This window comes from Algoriphagus sp. (assembly GCF_024305035.1).
Classification (GTDB): domain Bacteria; phylum Bacteroidota; class Bacteroidia; order Cytophagales; family Cyclobacteriaceae; genus Algoriphagus.
Genome location: NZ_JAMWZB010000005.1, coordinates 91,101 through 115,052 on the forward strand (window position 1 = coordinate 91,101; position 23,952 = coordinate 115,052).

20 protein-coding genes and 1 pseudogene are annotated in these 23,952 nt (G+C 42.6%); 15 read left to right on the forward strand and 6 right to left on the reverse strand.

The features are described 5' to 3' along the window. Window positions 1-7 precede the first annotated feature (7 nt). The 8 genes from Q0L00_RS04020 (at window position 8) to Q0L00_RS04055 (ending at window position 7,870) form a co-directional block, all read left to right on the forward strand. Window positions 8-931: a hypothetical protein gene (locus Q0L00_RS04020; RefSeq protein WP_297335574.1), complete on the forward strand. Its 924-nt coding sequence runs from the start codon at window positions 8-10 to the stop codon at window positions 929-931. Next, on the forward strand, window positions 928-2,268 hold the full coding sequence (locus tag Q0L00_RS04025; RefSeq protein ID WP_297335575.1) for a glycosyltransferase 87 family protein: 1,341 nt from the start codon (window positions 928-930) through the stop codon (window positions 2,266-2,268). The genes Q0L00_RS04020 and Q0L00_RS04025 overlap by 4 nt, the downstream gene beginning before the upstream one ends. Continuing rightward, a complete protein-coding gene (locus Q0L00_RS04030; protein ID WP_297335576.1) occupies window positions 2,265-2,999 on the forward strand; it encodes a hypothetical protein in 735 nt (244 codons plus the stop codon). The genes Q0L00_RS04025 and Q0L00_RS04030 overlap by 4 nt, the downstream gene beginning before the upstream one ends. Then, complete coding sequence (locus tag Q0L00_RS04035; RefSeq protein ID WP_297335577.1) at window positions 3,000-3,749, forward strand: DUF6503 family protein; 750 nt, start codon at window positions 3,000-3,002, stop codon at window positions 3,747-3,749. A gap of 2 nt (window positions 3,750-3,751) precedes the next feature. Beyond that, window positions 3,752-4,969: a bifunctional alpha/beta hydrolase/OsmC family protein gene (locus tag Q0L00_RS04040; RefSeq protein WP_297335578.1), complete on the forward strand. Its 1,218-nt coding sequence runs from the start codon at window positions 3,752-3,754 to the stop codon at window positions 4,967-4,969. Beyond that, window positions 4,966-6,009 carry a hypothetical protein gene (locus Q0L00_RS04045; RefSeq protein ID WP_297335579.1) on the forward strand — a complete coding sequence of 348 codons (1,044 nt, stop codon included), beginning with the start codon at window positions 4,966-4,968 and terminating at the stop codon, window positions 6,007-6,009. The genes Q0L00_RS04040 and Q0L00_RS04045 overlap by 4 nt, the downstream gene beginning before the upstream one ends. Before the next feature lie 115 nt (window positions 6,010-6,124). Continuing rightward, window positions 6,125-6,325 (forward strand): DUF2892 domain-containing protein, encoded by a 201-nt coding sequence (locus tag Q0L00_RS04050; protein ID WP_297335580.1) that lies wholly within the window; start codon window positions 6,125-6,127, stop codon window positions 6,323-6,325. A gap of 132 nt (window positions 6,326-6,457) precedes the next feature. Next, complete coding sequence (locus tag Q0L00_RS04055) at window positions 6,458-7,870, forward strand: Gfo/Idh/MocA family oxidoreductase (protein WP_297335581.1); 1,413 nt, start codon at window positions 6,458-6,460, stop codon at window positions 7,868-7,870. Window positions 7,871-8,247: 377 nt separating this feature from the next. On the opposite strand, the pseudogene Q0L00_RS04060 reads toward Q0L00_RS04055, so the two are convergent. Together Q0L00_RS04060 and Q0L00_RS04065 are read right to left on the reverse strand one after the other, a co-directional pair. After that, a pseudogene (locus Q0L00_RS04060) lies at window positions 8,248-8,875 on the reverse strand (DUF1080 domain-containing protein); the annotation flags it as partial. A 111-nt stretch (window positions 8,876-8,986) separates the two neighbouring features. Continuing rightward, window positions 8,987-9,778 carry an endonuclease/exonuclease/phosphatase family protein gene (locus Q0L00_RS04065; protein ID WP_297335582.1) on the reverse strand — a complete coding sequence of 264 codons (792 nt, stop codon included), beginning with the start codon at window positions 9,776-9,778 and terminating at the stop codon, window positions 8,987-8,989. A 164-nt stretch (window positions 9,779-9,942) separates the two neighbouring features. On the opposite strand from Q0L00_RS04065, the gene Q0L00_RS04070 reads away from it, so the two are divergent. Then, complete coding sequence (locus Q0L00_RS04070) at window positions 9,943-11,541, forward strand: DUF748 domain-containing protein (RefSeq protein ID WP_297335583.1); 1,599 nt, start codon at window positions 9,943-9,945, stop codon at window positions 11,539-11,541. A 36-nt stretch (window positions 11,542-11,577) separates the two neighbouring features. Here Q0L00_RS04070 and Q0L00_RS04075 read toward each other — a convergent pair whose 3' ends face one another. After that, window positions 11,578-11,862: a hypothetical protein gene (locus Q0L00_RS04075; protein WP_297335584.1), complete on the reverse strand. Its 285-nt coding sequence runs from the start codon at window positions 11,860-11,862 to the stop codon at window positions 11,578-11,580. Window positions 11,863-12,045: 183 nt separating this feature from the next. Here Q0L00_RS04075 and Q0L00_RS04080 point away from each other — a divergent pair, with 183 nt between their 5' ends. The 3 genes from Q0L00_RS04080 (at window position 12,046) to Q0L00_RS04090 (ending at window position 17,299) form a co-directional block, all read left to right on the forward strand. Beyond that, the gene (locus Q0L00_RS04080) at window positions 12,046-13,524 is read left to right on the forward strand and encodes an ATP-binding protein (protein WP_297335585.1); all 1,479 of its coding nucleotides are present in this window, start codon (window positions 12,046-12,048) and stop codon (window positions 13,522-13,524) included. A gap of 105 nt (window positions 13,525-13,629) precedes the next feature. Next, window positions 13,630-15,885, forward strand: coding sequence for a helix-turn-helix domain-containing protein (locus tag Q0L00_RS04085; RefSeq protein ID WP_297335586.1), 2,256 nt, complete (start codon window positions 13,630-13,632; stop codon window positions 15,883-15,885). Between the two features lie 4 nt (window positions 15,886-15,889). Next, window positions 15,890-17,299, forward strand: a complete 1,410-nt coding sequence (locus Q0L00_RS04090) for a glycoside hydrolase family 140 protein (protein ID WP_297335587.1) — start codon at window positions 15,890-15,892, stop codon at window positions 17,297-17,299. A 63-nt stretch (window positions 17,300-17,362) separates the two neighbouring features. Here the strand turns inward: Q0L00_RS04090 and Q0L00_RS04095 are convergent, their stop codons facing one another. Continuing rightward, window positions 17,363-19,003, reverse strand: a complete 1,641-nt coding sequence (locus tag Q0L00_RS04095) for a carboxylesterase family protein (RefSeq protein ID WP_297335588.1) — start codon at window positions 19,001-19,003, stop codon at window positions 17,363-17,365. Window positions 19,004-19,092: 89 nt separating this feature from the next. Here Q0L00_RS04095 and Q0L00_RS04100 point away from each other — a divergent pair, with 89 nt between their 5' ends. Then, complete coding sequence (locus tag Q0L00_RS04100) at window positions 19,093-19,800, forward strand: NUDIX domain-containing protein (RefSeq protein ID WP_297335589.1); 708 nt, start codon at window positions 19,093-19,095, stop codon at window positions 19,798-19,800. A gap of 3 nt (window positions 19,801-19,803) precedes the next feature. On the opposite strand, the gene Q0L00_RS04105 is transcribed toward Q0L00_RS04100, so the two are convergent. After that, window positions 19,804-21,324: a M20/M25/M40 family metallo-hydrolase gene (locus Q0L00_RS04105; RefSeq protein WP_297335590.1), complete on the reverse strand. Its 1,521-nt coding sequence runs from the start codon at window positions 21,322-21,324 to the stop codon at window positions 19,804-19,806. A gap of 135 nt (window positions 21,325-21,459) precedes the next feature. On the opposite strand from Q0L00_RS04105, the gene Q0L00_RS04110 reads away from it, so the two are divergent. Then, window positions 21,460-22,185 carry a class I SAM-dependent methyltransferase gene (locus tag Q0L00_RS04110; RefSeq protein ID WP_297335591.1) on the forward strand — a complete coding sequence of 242 codons (726 nt, stop codon included), beginning with the start codon at window positions 21,460-21,462 and terminating at the stop codon, window positions 22,183-22,185. A 93-nt stretch (window positions 22,186-22,278) separates the two neighbouring features. Continuing rightward, window positions 22,279-23,043: an SDR family NAD(P)-dependent oxidoreductase gene (locus Q0L00_RS04115; protein WP_297335592.1), complete on the forward strand. Its 765-nt coding sequence runs from the start codon at window positions 22,279-22,281 to the stop codon at window positions 23,041-23,043. A 53-nt stretch (window positions 23,044-23,096) separates the two neighbouring features. Here Q0L00_RS04115 and Q0L00_RS04120 read toward each other — a convergent pair whose 3' ends face one another. After that, window positions 23,097-23,852, reverse strand: coding sequence for an NYN domain-containing protein (locus tag Q0L00_RS04120; protein WP_297335593.1), 756 nt, complete (start codon window positions 23,850-23,852; stop codon window positions 23,097-23,099). Window positions 23,853-23,952: the final 100 nt, after the last annotated feature.

Genomic DNA, 23,952 nt, shown 5'->3' on the forward strand with positions numbered 1-23,952 from the left:
AAAGGATATGAAGGTTAAACTAAGTAGGCGATATCATCCCAAAATCAGTTTCCTTTCGCACTTAGCTGTGTGGATTTGTTTAGTTTTGACCTTATTTTCTTGTGGTCCTCAAGGTCGGGACGGAATCAATGAAGAAGAATTTGCGGGGTATTGGTACAAAGGACTTGCAGAAATCAATGTATTTGATTTGACTCAGGTAAGGTATGGACAGGAGCGCAATGGAAATGCGGTCATGATCTTTGTGACCGAAGATTTTTCGCGTCGCAAGCAAGTTAAACTCGATAATCCAAGCCAGGCCGGATCTGATGCCCGCAAGGTAATGAAACTCAATATGACCCGTGATTTTGTCACAGGTGTTTATCCTTACCACACCATGCTTTCCGTTTTTACCCCGGTTAATGATGAGGTGAATTCCTTTAAGCTTACCGCTTCGGTAACCGAGTGGTGTGGCCAAGCTTTTACCCAGATGAATTGGCGCAACTCTGGTTATCAGGTTCAGCTATTTTCGTATTTTGAATCAGAGGGTGATCAAGAATTGAAAATTGACGCCAAACCCGAGGATGAACTTTTTAACTTGATCCGCCTAAATCCTGATTTGATTCCTACCGGGGATGTTCAATTGATTCCGAGTTTGGTTTATCAGCGGTTTTCGCATATTCCCTTGAAAGCTGAACGTGCGAAGATTTCCATTGAGCAGCGCAGCGATAATATCAGGGAATTAAGGGTTAACTATCCTTCCTTGAAAAGGATTTTGACCGTTCGTTTCAAGCAATTTTTTCCCTATGAAATTCTTTCTTGGGAAGAAGTGCAAACTAAGCCTAATGGAGACAAAGAAATCACCAAAGCGGTGAGGAAGAAACTAGAGCTTCTGGATTATTGGGAGAAAAATGATTCGGTGTTTGAGCCGCTTCGAAAGGACTTGGGCTTTTGAGAACACCGGTAAAAGCCCTTTTGATTTCCAGCGCCTTGATGATGGCGATGGGGATTTATTTTTTAGGCTTTGAAGTCAGTAGAGCTGACTTTTTATGGGTTTTGGGTCTTTATTCTGGCCTTTTTGGGCTGATGGGTTTTTGGTATTTCTACTCGGCTAAGGAAATCGTCAACTGGAAGTTGATTTTCCTGCTTGGAATAGTTCTTCGGCTACTATTACTTCCTTCAATCCCGCTTTGGTCTGAGGATTTTGCTCGGTTTTTATGGGATGGTGAGCTGCTAAATTTAGGATTCAACCCGTATACCCACAGTCCTCGGCAATGGATTCAGCTCCACTCCGAGCAATCTTCAGCTTATTTGGAGATGCTTTATGGTAAAATGAATTCTCCGGATTATTATTCAGTTTACACCCCATTGAATCAGTTCTTTTTTTGGTTTGGGGCAAAGCTGGGTGGAGGTAGTTTGATCTCAGGCCTGTTGGTGATCCGATCGATATTGATTGTTGGGGAAGTTTTGGTTTTTTTTATACTCAAATCCCTGCTGTCCCAATGGGGGATGGATCTTCGAAAATTAATTTTGTACTGGCTCAATCCTTTTCTTTTGTTTGAGGTCGTGGGGAACCTACATTTTGAAGGATTAGTTTTGCTTTTACTGCTTTGTTCCCTCTTGAACTTAGGGAAGAACTATACTGGACTTTCTGGTTTGTTTTGGGGCCTGGCTATAGGATTAAAGTTGGTGCCCTTAATTTTAACTCCGGGCTTTTTGCGACTCGGCTCTGGACAGATTCGGTTTTTTGGATCTGCAGCCATTCTGATCATTTTTTTAATTTTTCCCTTACTGAAAGATCAATCTTGGATCCATTTGTCCCAAAGCGTGGCACTTTACCAAGGTAAATTCGAATTTAATGCCTCTGTTTATTACTTGGCTCGGGAGATTGGCTATTGGATAGAAGGCTATAATACGATTGCTTACCTGACCAAAGGTTTGAGCGTGTTGACTGTTCTGTTGATCCTTACTTTAGTATTCAAAAAGAGACTCAATTCAACCTCTGATTGGGTTGAATTATGGGTAGGCTGCTATTGGATTTACCTCTTGCTGCAGCCGATAGTTCATCCCTGGTATTTAATTCCGGGAATAGGCCTAAGTATATTGACAAAGAAAGTTGGGTTTTTGGTATGGAGTTGGGCTATCATTTTTTCCTATCAAGCTTATGGAAATCAGAATTATTTGGAAGATCCGATCCTGTTGTTTGTGGAATATGGATTGGTTTGTCTGGGGTTGATCTATGATTACCGGCGGCATTATTTTACCTTACCCCTTCAATTCGTAAAAAAATGAAACGAGTTTATCTTCTTTTGATGGGAATACTTTTCGCAACTGTGATGTTGGTTTCCTGTCATCCTGCTCAAGAACGGAAGGCGATTTCACTGTTGGAAAAATCCGTGGCTGCTCATGGCGGTCAATCGGCCTGGGATAAATTAAAGGCCATCCATTTTTCAAAAAAGACAGCATTATTTGCCGCCGATGGTTCTCTTGAGGAAGAATTGGATCAGCGGATTGAGTTTCAGCTCAAGCCCAGGTTTAGCGGGAAAATGTCCTGGAATAGGGATTCGATTGCTCATGTATTGGAATATGACGGGGAAACGATGGGCTATGAGATGGCTGGAAATCCAATTGAAAATCCGGATTTTCTCAGTGCAAAAAAGAAAGAATTTGATGCCGCCTGGTATGTGGTAGGAATGCCTTGGAAACTCCTAGAGGATCCATCAGCAAAGTTAACGTACAAAGGAATTCGGGAGACGCTTCTTGGGAAAGCGGAGGTTTTGGAGGTGGATTACGGTCCAGGCGCAGATCGGTGGTGGTATTATTTTGATCCAGAAAATCATCTGATGATTGGTAATGAAGTGCAACTAAAGGATCATCGAAGTCTGATCGAAAACTTGGATTTTGAGGTGGTCGACGGAATGATTTTTTATGGGGCCCGCCAAAGCTTTCGGGTGGATTCTCTGGGACAAAAATTATATTTACGCGCAAGGTATCAATACCAAGGTTATAAACTTATTCCCTAAATGAAAAAACATCGCTTTCTATTTATTCTCTCCTTACTGGTGTTGGTTCATGCTTGTGATCGACCGTCAGAAGCTCAAAAAATTGTCGATTTGGCTATTGAAGCTCATGGAGGAGAGGCCTATGCAGAATCCAAGATTGAATTTGACTTTCGAGATATTCATTATCGAATCCAAAAGACCAAAGATTCTTTTGAGTACAGTCGGGAGTTTCAGGACTCATTGGGTCAGATCAAAGATGTGCTTAATAATTCAGGATTTGTCCGGACTCGAAATGGAGTAAAAGTGGATACCTTGACTGAAGAGCGAATAGGGGCATTTTCCAGGTCAGTCAATTCAGTGGCCTATTTCGCATTTTTGCCATACGGACTCAATGACCCTGCAGCTCGAAAACAATATCTGGGAGAAACTTCCTTAAATGGGGAAAGGTACCATTTGATTCGCGTGACTTTTGAGCAAGAAGGGGGCGGGGAGGATTTCGACGATGTATTTCTTTATTGGATCGGGGTAGCGGATTACTTTGTCGATTTTATGGCTTACAGCTATCATACCGATGGGGGAGGTGTCAGGTTGCGCGAAGTTTCAAAAGTGCAAGAAATTGGCGGGATTCGCTTCCAGAATTACCTGAATTTCAAACCTGAAAATAATGATACGCCCGTGGACCAAATGCAGGCGCTGTATGAGTCGGGGAAATTAGAATTGCTATCAGAGATAAATTTGGAAAATATCAAGGTGAGTCCTTTAAATCGCTAATTATGAATCCTTTAAAACTGAGATTTGAGAATAGGAAAGGACTGGAGCTTTCTGCGCATTTGTACCAGCCACTAGATAGGGAAGCCAAATTCTACGCCATTTTTGCCCATTGTTTTACCTGTACTAAAAACCTATCTTCAGTAACCCGTATTTGCACGGCCTTATCTCAGGAAGGAGTGGGGGTTTTGAGTTTTGATTTTACGGGGTTGGGTCTGAGCGAAGGGGAATTTCAAGAAAGCACTTTTTCTGCAAATATTTCGGATTTGGTGGACGCAGCAACTTACCTGGATGAAAATTATCAATCTCCCCAATTGATGATCGGACATTCACTTGGTGGAGCAGCCGTACTCTATGCTTCCAGTGAATTAGAATCGGTTTCGGCAATAGCCACCATAGGTGCCCCAGCAGATCCGAGTCACGTCATTCATCTCTTTGAAGGGGAGTTAGACCAGCTCGAGAAAGGCCAAAAGGTAAAAGTAACTATTGGAGGAAGGCCTTTTGAGATCGATCGGCAGTTTGTGGATGATTTGGAGCAAAAACCTTTGGAGACATTTTTAAAAAAAATGAAAAAGTCGCTCCTGATTTTGCATTCTCCCCAAGATCAAATCGTGGAAATCAATCAAGCTCAAGAAATCTATCAACGTGCTTTTCACCCCAAAAGCTTCATTTCACTGGATGGGGCTGATCACCTGCTCAAAAGGGAAAAAGATGCAATCTATGTAGGTCAGGTAATCGCTTCCTGGAGTGCAAGATATGTAAGCCATGAGGAGAAGAAAGAAAACCAAACCAAAGGAAATCCGGTGATGGTCAGGCTCAGTGAAGGGCCGGGGTACACCACAGAAATCAAAACTCCCCACCATCATTTAATAGCCGATGAACCGCTTGAGGTGGGAGGGCAGAATTTGGGTCCAAATCCCTACGATTTTTTGATGGCGTCCTTGGGTAGCTGTACGGCCATGACCTTGAAAATGTACGCAGCTCGAAAAAAATGGGAACTGAAAGAAGTGCGTGTTTATCTTAATCATGAAAAAGTACACCTGATGGACTCTGAAAACGTGGAGGAGCCGAATGCAAAAGTTTCCCAATTTACCCGGATTTTAGAGCTTGAAGGCGACTTGGATCAAGTGCAGCGAAATCGATTATTGGAAATAGCCAACCGCTGTCCTGTACATCGTACGTTGGAGGAAGATATTTTGATCCAAACCTTGCTGGCTAAGTGAAATTACTGTTCAATAAATATCTTTTTAGCAGTTTAATCCTGATCTTTTTCTTTCTTGGAGTATGGGTTCTCGCTCCTGATTCAACCCCTGATTTTCCAGTAATTTCCCAGAAGCTCAAAGGCGTATGTTGGGTTGGGAGTCGACAAGCTCTACAAGGTGGTGAATTGGAATCTTTAGCTACCACTGGGGCAAATTCCATTTCCCAAACACCCTTTGGATGGCAAGCTGATCCGGGTAAACCTGAAATTCGCTGGGCCTTGGAAAATGATCGAATGTGGTGGGGGGAATCTGCAATAGGCTTAAAAACAACGCTGGATTCAGCAAAATCACATCAGATTTCTTCCATGTTAAAACCTCATTTATGGGTACGAGGCGCATGGCCGGGAGAAGTTGAAATGAGTTCTGAGCAGGATTGGCAACAGTGGTTTGGACTTTACCGGAAATTTATTGTAGACTACGCAAGACTTGCCGAGAAATCAGAGATGCCTTTTTTCTGTATCGGGACAGAACTGGAAAAGACCAGTCATCGTACCCAAGATTGGAGAAAAATCATTTCGGCAGTCCGAGAGGTGTATTCCGGTAAAATCACCTATGCCGCAAATTTCACGGAGTATGAACAGATTCAATTTTGGTCAGAACTTGATTTTATTGGGATACAGGGATATTTTCCGTTGAGCGAGAAAAAAAAGCCAACCAAAAGGGAATTGATAAATGCTTGGAAAACCCCTATTTCCAATATAGAGGCAGTGGTGAACCAATTTCAAAAACCGGTGATTTTTACTGAAATCGGTTATTGTAACACCGAAGATGCGGCTAAGGAGCCATGGGTTTGGCCCAATGAGCGACATGCATCCAAGTTGTCCGAGTCTAGTCAAGCCCTTTGTTATGAAGCTTTCTTTGATGCTGTATGGACAAAGGAATGGTTAGCTGGGGTGTATTTTTGGAAATGGTATCCTGAGGGGAAAGGAAGGGATCCTGATTTTAGCCCTCAGGGCCTTCAAGCCGAGAAAGTAATGCGAACCTATTTTTCTCAGCCCTAAAAATCAGTTTCTTCGGTGACTTTTGTCATTTACTTTCTTTAAAAGTAGGGGTAGTTTTATTCTGTAAATCAAACAATTCTTCAACTTTAAAAAGACAGAAGCCATGAAAGCAAATATGGGAAGCACAGATCGAGGCCTGCGATTATTCGTAGCTGCAATACTTGTTGGATTGTTTTTTTCCAGTGTGCTGACTGGAGCCCTGGGTATAGTTGCCCTGGTAGTTGCTACAGTTTTGACTTTGACGACTTTGATTGGCTTCTGTCCACTTTACACCTTACTGGGAATCAATACTCGTTCGCCGCTGGCGAAGAGATAGCTAATGCGTAATAGTTTTGGGAAAAGCCGGGGGCAGTAGCTTCCGGTTTTTTTTAGGGTTTTTTGGCCTGAATAGGCAAAACTTCTTTAAAAATTTTATTTATTAGACTTTTTAAACCCAAAATTTATAAAAATGAAGAATAATGCGAGACGTGAGTTTTTGAAGTCCACCGGATTGGCAGGCTTGGGGATTTTTGGTGCAGGCTCAGTGCTTGGAAGTCAAGCGGATTTTCTCCCGCTCGAGGCCAATTTTGCCAAAAAACGCGTTCAATCGTTTAATATGAGTGGATTTGCCGCTCCTAAACTGGAAACTGTCCGGGTGGGTATTGTAGGATTGGGCATGCGTGGACCCGGAGCTGTAGATCGTCTGAGTAAAATAGAGGGAGTGGAAATCAAAGCGCTGTGTGATTTGATTCCAGAGCGGGCAGAGAAAGCTAAAAAAATGTTGGATGGAACAGTCCATAATCCAACTCTTTATTCTGGGAAAGCATATTCTTACAAAGCAATGTGTGATCGTCCCGATCTTGATTTGATTTATATCGCCAGCCCATGGGAATGGCACGTACCCATGGCGGTATATGCAATGGAGGCGGGAAAACACGCTGCAGTGGAAGTTCCCGCCGCCAGAACTCTGGACGAGTGTTGGGAATTGGTTGAAACCTCCGAGCGAACCCAAAAACACTGCATGCAGCTGGAAAATTGCTGTTATGATTTTTTTGAATTGATGACCTTGAAGATGGCCAGAGAGGGATTTTTCGGTGAAGTCCTCCATGTAGAGGGAGCTTACATTCACGATTTGCTCTGGTTGAATTTTGATAACCAGAAGGGCTATCAGGATATGTGGAGGCTCAAGGAGAATTTCAGAAATGGAAATCTCTATCCCACGCACGGATTGGGGCCGATCTGCCAAATTCTCAATATCAACCGCGGCGACCAGATGGATTATTTGACTTCACTTTCTTCAAATGATTTTCAGATGAAAGCCAAAGCCCAAGAACTCGCTGAGCAGGATTCCTTTTGGGCGTCCTATGCTACAAAAGAGTATCGGGGAAATATGAATACGACCTTGGTAAAAACCAAAAATGGAAAGTCCATTATGATTCAGCACGATGTGACTTCCCCTCGTCCCTATTCCAGACTACATGTGGTCAGTGGGACCGAGGGCTTTGCTCAAAAGTATCCTGAACAAAAAGTTTCCCGGGGACATAGCTGGCTCAAAGAGGAAGAAATGAAGGAATTGGAAAAGAAATATACCCCTGAAATTATCCTTAAAGTAGGAGAGCTGGCCAAACAAGTGGGAGGCCATGGGGGCATGGATTTTATGATGGATTGGCGTTTAATTGATTGCTTGAGAAATGGACTTCCACTCGATCAGGATGTGTATGATGCGGCCCTTTGGAGCTGTATAAGCCCCTTAAGTGAATGGTCGGTAGCCAATCGGTCCAATTCGATTGATGTGCCTGATTTTACGGGAGGAAACTGGAAAACCAATACGCCTGTGCCGATTACCTTAGCAGGAGGGGGAACGACAGCGGTCAGAGTATAATTGACTAAAGGAAGGTTTCTGCCTTCCTTTAGTTCATTTTTTTTTAGTTTTAGTCCAGAGCTTTTCGGACTAATTCCCTCATTTTTTCGGGATCATTTTTAATTGAGCTTAGATCTAAAATTGCCACTTTTGGAAAATCGATCGGATGACTTTCCCTTTGTAGGGAAGTGAACTGCTCATTTGCTAAAGACAAATGTGCTTCGTGCTTCACTGCAACTTGCTTACTGCCCCGAAGAGTTAGAAGTCTCACTGTTGCTTCACCCGTGTACTCGCAAGTCCCTTACGAGGTTTTAATGGCTTATACTGACAGTGTAGATGTACTAAATTTGTAGCTTACATCCAAACCACCAAAGATGGTTTGGTTTTACGCTCCATTCTATAAATCCCTGGCTTAATGGCTGACCATCTTGCTTCACATTATTAGCTACCGGGTTGACCATGCCTCCCCCGATTTGAGGTTTGGAATAACTGAAAACAGCATCTCGCCCAACTAAATGATGAACGGCTTCATCGCTCAATACGAGAAAATTAGCTTGGACCCATTGATCTCCGTGGTAAGTTTTCGAATTGCTGTTGAGGCAATGAGGGGTGAAAAGCCTATCAGCCAAATAGACTTTGGTTTCAGGAGTACAAAGATTGCAGGTACTCCGCTTATCGGCACCATTTCCTCCCAGAAATTAAGCTTCAATGGAGATCGGAAAATCCTGATCCTTCAGCATGGTTTCGGGGTTTTGCGAATGAAGCATGGCTCCACTATTTCTAAAAGCCCAACCTTCACCACCGGGTGCTGGCTCACCGACAAACCGGTATTCCACCTGAAGTAAATAATGGGAAAATGCCTCTTTATAAAAAAATATGACCGTATTACTGATCAAATTGGCGGTATTGATCGTATCGAACTTTCATCAGCCCATCTTCTACCCGAAAGGTGTTGGCAAAATTCTCGTAGAATTCATGCTTGGGAATCTTTATAATCCAGTCTCTCAGGTCTTTGCCGTTAAACAATTGTTTCCACGGTATTTTATTCGAACTAGTGGAAGCTTCATTTTAGCAGGAAATCATGACCAAGGCAATCAGGGAAATGGATAAATTTAGCTTAATGTTTTAAGCCTGATATTATTGGGTCTTTAACCGGATTTTGGCTAAGACGGGATAGTGGTCAGAAAATGGGACATCAATAACCTCATAGGTCAATACCTCAAAATTTGTTTGATCTGCAAAAATGTAATCGATTCGTTTCCCTTCCCCGGTACTGCGGTAAGTGGGTTGATTGGGATTAAATTTTCGGGCAGCATCAATCCAGTTTTCTGGGATAATTTGGTAGGATTCGCTTTCAGGACTAAAATTAAAATCGCCCAACAGAACATGGGGAAGTTTCGATTCTCGGCTAAAATTAATGAGTTCCAGGACCTGAGCGCTTCTGTTCTCTTCAAACTGATGGCACAGGTGGGTACCCCCGACTAGAATTTCTGATCCATTGTTGAGTTTTAATTTTGCCCAAGCTGCAGATCGTGGTTCTCCCCCCGCTGGTGTGGAAAGCAGTTGCCGCTCAAATTCTGCACTTCCTTTAACCAAGAGTGCTTCTCCATATCCGCCTTCCCCATAATCCATGGCTTTGGCAAAGTATCCCGTATACCCGGTTTGGTTTGCTAACTCAGAGACCAAATTGGTTTTTTGGCCAAAGAGCCCCATACTTCTCTGGGTCATACTGTCTATTTCCTGGAGAGCCACTACATCGGGGTTTAATTCCAGGATCAGTTGAGCCACTTCCTTAAGATTGGAGTTCCCCGGCTTGTCTGGACTTTCGCCATGGTAAATATTATAGGTCAAAACTGTGATTTCCGGGTGTTGGGTAAATGCCAAAATAGGAAATAATATACTTCCAAAGACCAGGATGAGCTTCTTCATAGTGCTGAATTTTCAAATTCCATTTAAAAATGTGTGAATTTTAAAACTAGCGAAAATCGATTCATTTTAGGTAAATGCTTATACGAAAGGCTAATTAGGTGTTGTATCACATAAAAATGGGAGGATTTGATCCATAATCTTGGTATATTTTCCCAAAATATCGGATGAAGCGTATTCTTTTTGGCCTATTGGCATTTCTGTTTTTGATGGTTTCGGCAAATTTCGTTTTGGAATATTGGCTGGAATATAAGGTCAAAAACCTTTTAAACTCGGATGCTGACCGAAAATATGATTTGCTTTTTGAGGAAGTAAAAATTGATCTACTCAGTCGAAAAATTGCATTGAATACCATCCGTCTGATTCCACGGGAGCAGCAGCTTGGAATTCGAGTGAATGGATCCGTTCACGAAATTTTGTTTTCTGATGTTCGTTACTGGGATTTATTGCTGAAAAACCAAGTTTCAATCGGGGAGTTATATTTGCGGGAGCCCTCCTTTCGTTTGGTCAGGCAGGACAGCACTTTTGGGGGCAAAGACAATAGCAAGGCTTTTCAGGAGCTTTTTGGGGATTTGATCAAGCGAGGCCGAATCGAAGATTTTAAGCTTTCAAACGGGACCGCGGAACTCTTTTTAGGACAACAGGATAGTCTTTTTCGTTTTGGTCAATTTACTGATTTGAACATTCAAGCAACAGGCTTAAAAACCGATTCCTTGATCCTTACCAATCCAGTTCCCTTTGAAGTGGAGCAAATTACCAGTAGCTTTAAAAATTTTAAACTGTATCTTACCGAAAACCAAACATTTAGTATTGAAAATTTTGAATTTGACTATAGTTCAAAAACACTTTTAATGGAGGGATTATCACTTTCGCACAGTATACCTTTACAGCAAGTTGCACAAAAAGACAGCTTTCAGCGGGATGTGATGACTTTTGATCTAAAGCAATTTAAAGTAGCGGAATTGGACGCCAATAGCAATCTGTACGGTAACTGGACAATTATTGCCGGAGTGGCAATTTTGGACAGCTTAGTTTTCCGGGATCTTCGAGATAAAAATATCCCCAGAAAGCCAAACGATGAAAAGCCGATGTTTGCCGCCATGCTTAAAAAATTGCCTTTGCCTTTAAAAATCAATCAAGTTACCCTTTCTCGAGCCACAATCTTTTATGATGAAATCGGCCAAGGAGAGTCTCAGCCTGCTCGGCTTTCATTTGAAAATCTAACAGCCGAAATCCAAAACCTGGTTTCGATCGATTCGCTTCAAGACGAGGGTTCCATGAAAATGAAGGTTTTCTCTGATTTTTTGGGAAAGGGGAGGCTCGAGGCGGATTTTGTCATTCCTTTTGATCAACCTTATTTCAACTTGGATTTAAAACTAGGTCAGATGGATTTGGTTCATCTGAACGCCATTACCCGTCCGTTGGGCAATATACAAATCGAGAGTGGCCGACTTCATGAGCTTAAGCTACAAATGAGAGCTCAAGAATCAGGCTCTGAAAATAAAGTTTGGTTTGATTATTCGGATTTGAGTCTTCAGGTTCTCAATGGAGCAAGGAACAATCGTAAAAATGGGTTTTTGACTCTGATGGCGGGTTTGGCGATTTCAAAGGAAAATCGAGTTGAACATAAAAATTACCAAAAAGCGCAATTTAATTCGCAAAGAAATCCCTACCGAGGACCCTTTAATTTTATCTGGGAAAATACAAAAACCGGAATGGAGGAAATCGTTCCGTCAAAGGCAGCGAGATTTCTTCAGGGAAAATGAAAAAATAAAAGCGGGCCATTTGACCCGCTGAAGAAGTTAACCAAATAGCTTCCCGAGTTTTGAAAACCCCTCCTTAAATGAACTGGCAGCATCACTTAAGTGATCCTTGACTTCATCCCATTTATCTTCAGAGCTGTCTTCTAATTTCTCCAATTTGGCTTCCAATTCATCCTTTTTAGCTTTCATTTGAGCAACTTTCTCGTCGAATTCCGATTTTAAGCTATCTGAAAGTTCTTCTCTTTTGGATTCCAGTTCTGCAATTTTGCTTTTAGCTTCTGCCAAAGCACTTTTGAATTTGCTTTTAATTTCTTCAGTGTTCATAAGTAAAAATTTTAAGGTTTGTAGATTTATAAACTAATAAAATAACATTAAAAAAGAAAATGATTTCCTTTATTTTTCATGCCTTAAAGTTCAGGTTTTTGCCTAAACAAAAATTAACCTGACCGTCTCCTTTCTCCTGCTACTCTTTGTATATTTGCCGCATTAAATTAATCGCGTTTTCCGATGAACCTCATCCAAAGTTATGATTCGGTTTTGTTTGATTCTCTGCCCGATTCGGTGGTGATTTTGGATGCGGATCTGAGGATACGCCGAATTAATTCAAGGGCCCAACAGTTATTTGAAGTTGAGCAGGAGGAATTGTTTGGGGCTCCATTGTGTCAGCTTTTTCATCAACCCTTAAGCCATCCTCAGCGAGAATTGATCGATAATCTCCGGGAAAATAATACCGATTGGTTGACTACGACCTTGCTCAGATTTCAGGGGGTCACCCATTCTGGGCGTCGCTTTTATGTGAATTTTTCCACCACCAAATTTCCAGAGGAGAATGAGACACTTATTTTGCTACGGGATATCTCGGAGTTTATTCATGATTCCATTCAGTTAGAGTCTGCAAAAAAAAGGCTGGAAGAGGCATTTGTCATCAATCGTATTGGGACTTGGGAGTACCTCATTGAAGAAGATCGGATGGTGCTTTCCAGCGAACTTTTGGAATTACTCGGTTTAGGTCAGGATTTTGAATATTGTAGCTTCAATGACCTGCAGCATTATTTTCATTCTCAAGACCAAGAGTTTATCGCAAAAGCCTATTCCAATTCCATCAAAAACAGAATCCCTTATAATATTATTCACCGGATAAATCCACCCAATAAAGCCATTTCGTACATCCGAACCAGGGGGAAAACCTATTATTCGGAAAATGGAATGGCATATAAAACTTTTGGAACGATTCAGGATGTCACGGATTTGAATCAGAGACGATTGGAGGCAGATCACTATGTTCGGATGTTGGAAAATCAAAAGTCTGATTTGGAAAACAGTCTATACATTGCCACCCATGACCTCAAGGAACCCATCAATAATATTATGGGACTGACCGAGTTGATCAAAATGGAGTTGACAAGCCAGGATATGGATTCCGAGCAGTTGCTCAATTACAGCGATACGATTATTTCCACGGGTAAGCGCCTTCAGAGTATGGTCGAATCGCTGATAAATTTGGGACAAATCGGCAAAAATGAAATGATGACTCAAGTGAACTGCGAAGAAATCGTCCAAGAAGTGATGAGCACCCTTCACTTTCAGATCAACTCAAGTCAGGCTATAATTGAAGTGGGCAAACTTCCAGTCATCCGTGGGTTTAGAATGGAAATTACACTTGTGTTTCAAAATCTACTTTCCAATGCCATTAAATACAAGCACCCAGACCGTGTTCCATCAATAAAAATTTCGGCACATGAGGAAGACCGTTTTTGGTTATTTACCATAGAAGATAACGGCATAGGGGTAGATCCTAGGTACGAGGATAGGGTGCTTGGTTTATTTAAACGTGTGCCTGGAAATGAAGGTGTGGAAGGAACTGGTATTGGATTGACTCAGTGTAAAAAAATCGTGGAGCAGCATCAAGGCGAGCTTTGGTTTGAATCTGAATATGGGCATGGGACCGTATTTTATTTTACTTTAAGGAAAGTGGGGAGCACCTAATTTTACATTAATTGAGCTTTTCCTGTCATCAAATCGGAACTAGGGGGCTGGAAGTTATTTTCAAAAAGAAGTGTATTTTTTTGCTCAAATAAGTAGTTTAGTTAAATGAATGAAAAAACCACCGATCGTATTGATCTGGCAGTACAATTTGTCAACTCCACAGCTGCCCCCATTTTTTTGACGGGAAAGGCAGGTACGGGAAAAACCACATTTTTACGCAATTTAAGTCACCAAACTCACAAAAGATACCTCGTGTTGGCACCTACAGGTATTGCCGCACTTCATGCTAAAGGCGTGACAATTCATTCGCAGTTTTTACTGCCTTTGGGAAGTTTCCTTCCGGTAAATGAACCGGAGGGGAATTTTACCGACCAATACGGTTTTTATACCCAGCATACCCTTGCCCGAAAACATCCGCTCAATCAGCTCCGGAAAAGTGTCCTCCGAGCGGTGGACCTTTTGGTGATCGATGAGGTGAGTATGCTGCGAGCGGATGTGTTGGATGCGATTGACTATCGAATGCGCAGTGTCAAAGGGAATTTCAGTCAACCTTTTGGAGGAGTTCAGTTGCTCTTAATTGGTGATTTGTATCAGCTGCCACCCATCGTCCGAGATCATGAATGGCAGGTTCTCAGTAGATTTTACAATAGCATGCATTTTTTTGAAGCCAAAGCGCTGCAAAATTCTGGATTGGTTTACTTGGAGCTGGATAAGATATTTCGTCAGCAAGATGAGGAATTTATCCAAGTGCTCAATAACCTTCGAAACAACCAAATCACAACTGAAGATATCCGTCTACTTAATCGCCACTTCAAAAGTGTGGATCAAATTAAGGAACAAAAGGATTGCATTACCATTACGACCCATAATTACAAAGCCGACCAGATCAATCAAAAAGAATTGCAGGCATTAGAAAGTGAATCTTTTTTCTTTCCTGCCGAGATTGAAGGGGATTTCCCTGAATCGCTATTCCCTCTTCCAGAAAAGCTGGAGCTAAAGGAAGGAGCTCAAGTGATGTTCATCAAAAATGACACCTCAGGAACTGCTCAATATTTTAATGGAAAGCTAGCTAGGGTTGTTAAACTAAAAAACGGAGAAGTGACCGTTAAAATGGAGGGAGATGATCTTACTTTTCAACTTCGAAGAGAGCTCTGGGAGAATAAAAAGTATGTGGTCAATTCTGAGACCAAAGAATTGGAGGAGGAGGTGATTGGCACCTTTTCTCACTACCCAATCAAGCTGGCTTGGGCGGTGACTGTTCACAAGAGCCAAGGGCTGACTTTTGACAAGGCTATCATTGATGTGGGACAAGCTTTTGCCCCAGGACAAGTGTACGTGGCGTTAAGCAGACTAAGAAGTTTAGATGGATTAACCTTGAGGAGCAGAATCCAATCAGATTTGATTTATTCGGATCATCAAGTGGTTCAATTTTCACAATCTTACCCAGAACAGAAGCTTGAGGAACTGTTGAAAATTCATCAAAGTCACTTTTTACATCAGTTGATCGAACAGACTTTTGACTTCGTTCCCATCCTAAAGGAGATTGAATATTTTCAGAAAAATCAGGAAAGCAGTATGGAGTTTGAAGACCTCGAAATGCAAGCTGCAATTCCCGTAGTCTTTGAAAATCTTCGAGCTGAAACAGAGAATACGGCAAAATTCCGAAGGCAATTGCTGGGGTTGTTGCAGAATAAATCCCCTGAGTTGCTCGGTGAGCGACTTCAAAAAGGAGTGGATTATTACCTATCGATTTTGGAAAAAGTGCTAGGTAAAATACTAAATCAGCGAGCAATGGTGGCTAATTTTTCCCGGACAAAAAAGTATCAAGATGGACTTGAATCTATAGATGAATTAATAGTTATAAAACTATTGGAAATCAATAAAATAAGCTATTTTATTCAAGTGATTTCTAAGGGGGAAGCTCCTGGAATGATAGCTAATCTGGATTCTGAAATCCTAGCCTTGAGAAGGAGTCTAATGGCCAAGGCTAAAGAAAAGGCCATGGAAAAAATCAAAACGATCAAAACCAAAACCGGTCGAAAAAAAGGGGATGGGCCAACGTTAAAACGGCAGAAAGGTGATACCCGAGAATTCACCTTTAACCTTTTTGAAAATGGGAAAACAATTGCTCAAATCGCTGAGGAAAGAGGGCTTGCCGAGTCCACTATCAAAAGTCATTTGGCAGAAGGAATAGCTGCGGGAAGAATCGATTTGGAGGATTGTCTCCCTCAATCTACCATTCAAGAAATCATGGATCAACTCGGCAAGTTCTCCGGAATGAAAGAACTTCGAGCCCATTTTGAGGGAAAGTATGATTATGGCACGATCAAAATGATCATCGCTGGAAACAAAAACATCTAGTCTTATGAAGCGTATTGGTTTCACTTTTCTTTTCGCCCTGGCTTTGCAGCTCGCCTTTTCTCAACAGTTGGCGATTTCTGAAAATCAACGATACCTGATCAACAAGAATGATTCAACCCCCTTTTTTTGGTTGGGAGATACCGCATGGGAGCTTTTTCATAAACTCAATCGGGAGGAGGCCCTTCATTATTTGCAGACAAGAGCTCAGCAGGGATTTACCCTTATTCAGGCAGTGATTTTAGCTGAGCGAGATGGACTCAGGACTCCCAATGCGTATGGGGAATTGCCGTTTGAGGATTTAGATCCGAAGAAGCCTAATGAGGCCTATTTTGAACACGTGGATTTCATTATTGAACAGGCCAATCAACTGGGATTGGTGATGGGCATTTTGCCCACTTGGGGTGACAAAGTGTATTCTGAGCATCCGGGAGCAGGACCTGAAGTTTTTGGGAAGGAGAATGCCCGGTCTTTTGGTGAATATTTGGGAAAAAGGTATCGGGAAGCCAGTTTGGTTTGGATTCTTGGGGGAGATCGGGATATTGCAAATGACGAAGTAAGGGCAGTTTGGGATTCCATGGCAGCAGGAATAACGACGGGTGATACGGGGCGTCATTTGATGACCTATCATCCACGAGGGAGCCGGTCCAGTGGAGATTACTTACATGATGCATCTTGGATGGATTTTAACATGTTCCAAAGCGGTCATGCCCAATTCTATACTCCCGTCTATAATTTTACACAGAAAGATCGAGCACTACAGCCCACCAAGCCCACGGTGGATGGTGAACCCGCCTACGAGGACATTCCGGTCGCTTTTTGGGAATTTATGAAATTTGAACCCGGGGAGTTTTCAGGCATCACCGATCAGGAAGGGATGTTGAAAGATCGATCCCCTTTCACCAAAGGTTTTTTTGATGGTAAAAGCGTGCGTGTACACGCCTATTGGAATATCCTTTCGGGGGCTGCGGGCTATACTTATGGGAATAATGCGGTTTGGCAAATGCATAAAAAAGGGGAGACTTTTGTGATTCCTGCTTTAACGGATTGGAAGGATGCGCTGCTACGCCCCGGAGCTCAGAGTATGAAGTTTGTGCGAAAGCTTTTTGAGATGCGTTCCTTTGCTGAATTAGTACCGGCTCAAGAACTGATCGTTTCTCCCAATCCCGAGGGTAAATACCACATCCGTGCCGCCAAGCAAAAAGACGGTGATTTTGCGATTTTTTACGTGGCTCATCCGCAGGAATTTGAGCTAGATCTTTCCCAGCTTAACGGGGAGCGATTTACTGCCAGTTGGTATGATCCACGAACCGGAAATTCGTTGCAAATGCCAGAGTTTGGACTCCATCAAAAAGTTTGGACAGCTCCAAGTATTTTAGAAGGTGCAGACTGGGTTTTGGTGATTGATGTCAACTGATTGCAAAAAAAAGAGGAAGTCTGGATGACTCCCTCTGGCTACAATAGGCATTGAAATTAAGTATTACCTTTTGGTGTGGTAGTATCGGTCGTGAAACTGGTAGCGCTGTTCGACTGATGAATTTTCGGATTTGGATTCGGTGTCAATCCTTAAAAAGGAAGGATTCGGGTCATCTTTTGTAACCGGTTCCCAAGGAGTTAAATCTTCTCCATTTGGGTTATGGGTTTTGATGAAGTTGGCAAAGTAGGCTTGCATTTGGCTGGAAACCTTGTAGTCATCCGCTTCCCAAGCATAATCCTTGACTAAATGTAGATTTCCCATAGCATATTCGATCTCGCAGGCATGGGGGGCTCCGAGTGCTTTTGGAGCCTCTTGCCCATTCGACTCCATAGTCCCGCCGGCTAATCCAGCAATTAAATTTTTATCACGGAGTGGAGGTCTAAGTTTGGAGTACAAGTAGCGGTAAACGGGTTGATCAGAATTTTTTGAATGCAAGTCAAGCCATTTCCAGGTACTGTAGGAGATAAATCGATCCGATGCCAAGTGGGTAGCAGACCACTCGATTTCTTCTGGACTTTGGTGAGGATGAAGGACTAATACTTCCTCCCAATCCTGAGGATAGGTTTCCTTGACCTTGGCAATAAAAGCTTCTTGCGTAAAGGGTTGCCCCTGCATAAATGCTTGGCCAGGGATTTCTGCCGAATTCCAACCGGCAAGTAAAGGCACCTGGGCCTGTTGGCCAGCTTCAAAAATTTCCGGCAGCGAGTGAGGTAAAAAATGGCCGTCAAGTGTCACGGGAAAACCAAATAATTTGGACTCCAGAAATGCCTCGTAAAGTGCCTGACTACTTAATTTCCTGAGATCTGAAATGGACTTATATCCCGCATTTTTTACAAAATCCACACCGATTTGTTCTGCTTCTGATAGAGGCACCGGAGCCAAGGTGGGGTGAATTCCGGCTCCGCTTTCTCCGATTGCCGCAGCAATGAGATTCTTCGAGAGAGGCGAAGCCATCTGGTAGCTGACAGAAATCGAACCTGCAGACTCGCCTGCGATGGTTACCATTTTTGGATCTCCGCCAAAGGCTTCAATATTTTTTTGAACCCAAGTCAACGCCGCCTGCTGATCGAGGAGTCCGTAATTTCCAGAGCCTTGGTATGCTGTCTCAGCACTTAATTCCGGATGGGCCAGAAAACCAAATAATCCCAAACGGTAATTGACCGTGACCACGACAATTCCTTTTTGAGCCATACTCTCCCCATCATACCGGGGTTCGGAACCGTCACCTGCTGAGAATCCACCACCGTAGAAATAGACCAATACCGGTAAGCCTTTTTGCTTTTCTTTTGCCGGCGACCAAACATTCAAGTAGAGACAGTCTTCGGCGATTCCATCCGACCGAAAACTCATATCCCCAAAAATGGGTGCCTGCATCGCTCTGGGCCCGAATGAAATTGTCTTTTTTATGCCTTTCCAGTTTTCCAAGGGTTGGGGAGCTTTCCAACGAAGATCATCTACGGGAGGCTTTGCATAGGGAATTCCAAAATATTTTTGAATTCTGGTTCGGGTATCATAGTTGCCTTCAATGATTCCATTTTCTATAGTAGTATGGACTGAAAATGTGTCCTCAGATTGAGCATTTGCGGATTTAGGGTACAGGTGCATCAGCGTCATGACTAGGATCAAAGCGGATTTAAATCGCATGGTTTTCATATTAATGTATCACTATGAAACAATAGTAATTGCAAATTGCCTAAAATCCTATTTATTTGAGGAAATTTTAATGCCCAAGTATGTCACTTCCAGATTCTACACAGTACCTCCCTCATATTGCTTATGATTCCGTGATTTTTGGATTTTCTGGCGAAAAGCTGAAAATTTTGCTCATGGAATACCACAATACCGGTTGGTTTGCTCTGCCGGGAGGATTTGTCAAAGTGAATGAACCCTTGGATGAAGCCGTGAATAGGGGCTTGAAGGAGCGTACGGGTTTGGATCAAATTTACTTGGAGCAATTTCACACCTTCGGTTCTTTGGAGCGGGTCAATCCTGAGGCGATGAGAAAAATTCTGGAGGCTCAACACAAAGAGGTACCTTCACGGCATTGGCTTTTTGAGCGATTTATATCTGTGGGGTATTATGCCTTGATCGACTACACGAAAGTGGAAGCAAAACCGGATTCCCTATCTGATTCCATTGATTGGTATGATGTGGGTGAGGTTCCGCAACTCCTGTTTGACCATAATTATATCGTAGAAAAAGCATTGGAGCATCTTCGGACGCATCTGGATCAAAAGTTGTTGTCAGTCAATTTACTACCGGAACGATTTACGATGAAGGAATTGCAACAGGTTTATGAGGCTATTTTAGGAGAAAAGCAAAACCGAGCGAATTTCCAGCGTAAAATGCTTAGTCTTGGGATTTTGGAGCGGCATGAAAAACTGTACTCAGGAGGCTCTCACAAAGCGCCTTTTTTGTATAGTTTTCATACCCGAAGTTGAGAGTTAATCCAAGGGCTCGGTTAAAATACTGAGGATAGTTTTGATCCCATCCTTGTAGTTTCCCAAGCGAATATTTTCATTGGGACTGTGTTGATTGTTATCAGCATTTACCGTAGGAATTGTGACCGCAGGAATCCCCAAAGCATCAACGAAAGGGGAAATCGGTATAGATCCCCCCGAAATTCGGACTTGAACTGGGTCTTTTTCGAATGCTCTTCGGATCGCTTTTCTAAGCCAATCTCCTGCATCTGAGTCTAAAGGAGTACGAAAGGCTTGATAGGAAATGGATTTTTTCAGGGTTAGAATTTTGGGATGGGTTTGTCGCTCTTCTGCTGTCGGCTCACGGTCAATTAGGTAAAATCCCTGAGCTTTGATGTGCTGTTCAATTAATTCAAACAGTCTGACCGGGTCTGATTCGGGAACCAGACGCATATCGATTTCCGCAACAGCAGTGGCTGGAACGATTGTCCGTGCTTCGGCCCCCACCCAGCCGGAGGCCATGCCACGGATATTCAGCGATGGGTATTGGATACTTTCCTGATAGCTATTTCCTACTTGGTCTGTTCTGGCGATCCCTAGTTTTTGCCTGATGCTTGCCTCATTATCGGGCACAGATCTAAGGATTTCCAATTCACTTTCTGTAAGATGAATTCCATCGTAAAATCCGGGAAGGGTTACTTTTCCGTTTTCATCCTTCATTGAAGAAAGTAACTGGGAAAGTATCAAAGCAGGGTTGGGTGCATAATTCCCGTAATGGCCGCTGTGCTGAGGCACTCTTGGCCCGTAGGTAGTCAGGGTCATCTCCGAAATCCCTCTTGCCCCGAAAGTTAGAGTTGGTTCATTGGAAATGTGACGGGGTCCATCCATGATCAGCATGAGGTCTGCTTCTAGTTTTGACTGGTGTTCAATTACTGCTTCAGGCAGTTTTGGAGAGCCTTGTTCTTCTTCGAAATCAAATATGATTTTAATGTTAAAATTTGGATTTAATTCAGCTTGTCTCATCGCATCCCATCCGGTCAAAAACATGGCCACAGGTCCTTTGTCATCAGAACTTGATCGAGCGAAAAACCGCCAATCAGGATTGAATTCGTTTTCAAGGCGGTAGACTGGTATACTATCCCAATTTCCGTCGGCATTTTGTTCCTTGAGGACAGCTTGATAGGGATTGGATTGATTCCATTTGGATTGATCCACCGCTTGCCCATCCATATGAAAGTAAAAGAGAACCGTTTTTTCGGCATTGGACTGCTTTTTTTCTACCAAAAGCAAGGGGACTCCTCCGGTATATAAACGCTCAGATTTCCAACCTCTGTTTTCAAATTGGGATTCGGTCCATCGGATATTGGGTTCGATATGAGCGGAAATCATGGCGTCATTGGGTAGGGAAACGATTTCCTGTAACAAGTCCAAACCCTGCTGCCACTGATTTTCTAGCATCTTGTCGAGTTCAAGAGAGGTTGGCTTTTGACTTTTGGCCTGAAAACCTATCAGGAAAATGAGAAGTAGCGAAAGAAGTTTTTTCATAGAAATGGGTTTTGAGAAAAGTAGGAAAATTACCTCCATTTTCAAACTTTTGGTTTTTGCCAGCTGGCAAATAGTTTCATGTCCATAAGTTCAAACATGTTTTAATCTTGGGCGTTTTGATTTAAACTACTCACCATGAACATGCTTCAAAAATCAGCGATTTTCATCAGCTTAAGTTTGATATTGGTTTTACCCGCCTTTGCCCAAGTTCAGAAATCAAACGCCAATTACACCTTTGATACTCCGAGTCGGGATGGTACCGGCAAATTTTATTTAGGCCGGGAAATTTCTCAAATCATGGGTTTTCAAGGGATGCAATGGCTGGAGCGATCCAGTCGGGAACGGGAAGAAGGCGTGTCTAAAGCGATAGAAAATTTGCCGATAACCCAGCAGAGTGTCGTGGCTGATATTGGTGCAGGTTCGGGATATTACACCTTTCGAATTGCTTCAAAAGTGCCAAATGGAAAAGTTTTTGCCGTGGAAATCCAAGATGAAGCGATCCGTTTTTTGGAGAATAAAAGCGAGGAACTTGGTTTTGATCAAGTGGAAGCAGTAAAGGGCAATTCCTATTCCCCCAATCTTCCGGAAAATTCCGTTGATGTAGCGATCATGGTAGATGTTTACCATGAATTGGCTTATCCTGCCGAAATGCTCCAGGCTCTGGGCAAATCTTTGAAACCGGATGGAAAACTAATCTTGATTGAGTATCGGGGAGAAGACCCTGCCATTCCAATTAAACCTCTCCATAAAATGACTCAGGTTCAAGCTGAGAAGGAATTGAAAGCCAACGGCTTTCGGTTAGTAAAAAATGGCAATTTTTTGCCAATTCAGCATTATTTGGTATTTGAAAAAATGGAGTAAAGAACCTGGAGATTATAGTCAATTAGATGACATTTGTCATCATCCTTTTGATAGAATTGGCGTATTTTTAGTTGAAACCAAAAAATCAAAATCATGGAAATCAAAGGGAAGTATGCCGTGATCACCGGTGGAGCCGGAGGGATTGGCCTTGAGACCGCCAAATTGTATTTTAAGGAAGGTGCAAAGGGAGTTGCTATTGTGGATTTTAGTCCCGAGGGTTTGCAGGAAGCAAAATCCCAATTGATGGGACAAAATGCGCTATTTATTCAAGCCGATGTGTCCAAGTCTGAGGAGGTCAGGCGATTTATCGAAGAATCGGTGGAGGTATTTGGCAGAATAGACATTCTTTTTCTCAATGCAGGAGTAGAGGGAGTAGTTAAGCCAATGGAGGAGTATCCCGAGGAAAAATTTGACCAAGTCATGAATGTGAATGTCAAAGGCGTCTGGCTGGGGATGAAATATGGATTTCCTGCTTTGAAAAAAAGTGGGGGTGGATCGGTGATCATCACTTCTTCTGTGGCCGGATTGGGCGGTACGGCGCAAGTTTCGGCTTATGTGGCCAGCAAGCATGCTACCATCGGTTTGATGCGAACGGGGGCCTTGGAAGGTGCTCCGGATAATATCCGTGTCAATTCCATTCATCCTTCTCCGGTAGATAATCGGATGATGCGTTCACTGGAAGAGGGTTTTGCACCGGGGGCTGGTGATCAAGTCAGAGAAGGCTTTACCAAAATGATTCCATTGGGTAGGTATGCCGAGAATAGGGATATCGCTGAGATGGCCCTGTTTTTAGCCTCAGACCGAAGCAAATTCATTACCGGTGCGACCTTAGTGGTCGATGGGGGATTTACAGCTTAGGTTTCGGTTCACGATTCAATTATTGACTAAAGCTTCTTCTTCTTGAAGTTGCTTTAGTTTTTAAGTCGGACTAGGGGGTAATTGAGTCCATTGACCTCATTTCTAACTACAGTGTATTTTTTTAGACTTTTGAAAAGCTCCGTGAGGTTGCGAAAACCATAAGTTCTAGGATCAAAACTAGGGTCAATTTTACGAAGGGAAGCACCTATTTTGGCGATGTGGATTTCTTCGTCTTCGTCAGAAGAAATTTCAAACGCCCGATCTATAAGTCTAAGATCAAGTTTGGGGTCTGTTTTTTTGATGTGGGCATTGGCTTGAGAGGCTTTGGTTGAATTGCTTTTTTCAAACTTTTTTTCCTCTGACAACTCTTCTTCTCCCAGGTTTTCAGCAAAAGTGAAAATCTCACAGGACTGCACAAAAGCCTGCGGGGTGATTCTTCGTCCGATTCCCATGACAAACATTCCCTCTTCTCGAATTCGCTTGGCCAAACCGGTATAATCCGAATCAGAGGAAACAATGCAAAAGCCATCCACCGAATTGCTGTGCAAAATATCCATTGCATCGATAATCAGAGAGCTGTCTGTGGAGTTTTTACCTGTGGTGTAGGCAAATTTCTGAATCGGATTAAACGAATATTGATTGATTACCTCTTTCCAGCTATTCATCTGCGGAGTTGTCCAATCCCCATAAATTCGGCGAATAGTTGCTTTTCCATATTTGGAAACTTCTTCCAATATCTCTTTGATCAATTTAGCCTGTGCATTGTCACCATCGATCAAGACGGCGATATTAAACTTACTTTCGAGCATTTCGATTTTTCTGATGAGATTTAAAGTTAAAAATTATCTGAGCCAAATGAGTGAGGATAGACTTAAAAAATCAAAATCAGCGGGGCTCTATTTTTTAATC

Coding starts and splice junctions, on each gene's coding strand:
- Q0L00_RS04075 (WP_297335584.1), bottom strand. CDS start 11,862: ATGAACACTGAAGAAATTAAAAGCAAATTCAAAAGTGCTTTGGCAGAA.
- Q0L00_RS04080 (WP_297335585.1), top strand. CDS start 12,046: ATGAACCTCATCCAAAGTTATGATTCGGTTTTGTTTGATTCTCTGCCC.
- Q0L00_RS04070 (WP_297335583.1), top strand. CDS start 9,943: ATGAAGCGTATTCTTTTTGGCCTATTGGCATTTCTGTTTTTGATGGTT.
- Q0L00_RS04040 (WP_297335578.1), top strand. CDS start 3,752: ATGAATCCTTTAAAACTGAGATTTGAGAATAGGAAAGGACTGGAGCTT.
- Q0L00_RS04090 (WP_297335587.1), top strand. CDS start 15,890: ATGAAGCGTATTGGTTTCACTTTTCTTTTCGCCCTGGCTTTGCAGCTC.
- Q0L00_RS04115 (WP_297335592.1), top strand. CDS start 22,279: ATGGAAATCAAAGGGAAGTATGCCGTGATCACCGGTGGAGCCGGAGGG.
- Q0L00_RS04020 (WP_297335574.1), top strand. CDS start 8: ATGAAGGTTAAACTAAGTAGGCGATATCATCCCAAAATCAGTTTCCTT.
- Q0L00_RS04050 (WP_297335580.1), top strand. CDS start 6,125: ATGGGAAGCACAGATCGAGGCCTGCGATTATTCGTAGCTGCAATACTT.
- Q0L00_RS04055 (WP_297335581.1), top strand. CDS start 6,458: ATGAAGAATAATGCGAGACGTGAGTTTTTGAAGTCCACCGGATTGGCA.
- Q0L00_RS04065 (WP_297335582.1), bottom strand. CDS start 9,778: ATGAAGAAGCTCATCCTGGTCTTTGGAAGTATATTATTTCCTATTTTG.
- Q0L00_RS04085 (WP_297335586.1), top strand. CDS start 13,630: ATGAATGAAAAAACCACCGATCGTATTGATCTGGCAGTACAATTTGTC.
- Q0L00_RS04110 (WP_297335591.1), top strand. CDS start 21,460: ATGAACATGCTTCAAAAATCAGCGATTTTCATCAGCTTAAGTTTGATA.
- Q0L00_RS04100 (WP_297335589.1), top strand. CDS start 19,093: ATGTCACTTCCAGATTCTACACAGTACCTCCCTCATATTGCTTATGAT.
- Q0L00_RS04105 (WP_297335590.1), bottom strand. CDS start 21,324: ATGAAAAAACTTCTTTCGCTACTTCTCATTTTCCTGATAGGTTTTCAG.
- Q0L00_RS04120 (WP_297335593.1), bottom strand. CDS start 23,852: ATGCTCGAAAGTAAGTTTAATATCGCCGTCTTGATCGATGGTGACAAT.
- Q0L00_RS04035 (WP_297335577.1), top strand. CDS start 3,000: ATGAAAAAACATCGCTTTCTATTTATTCTCTCCTTACTGGTGTTGGTT.
- Q0L00_RS04095 (WP_297335588.1), bottom strand. CDS start 19,003: ATGCGATTTAAATCCGCTTTGATCCTAGTCATGACGCTGATGCACCTG.
- Q0L00_RS04030 (WP_297335576.1), top strand. CDS start 2,265: ATGAAACGAGTTTATCTTCTTTTGATGGGAATACTTTTCGCAACTGTG.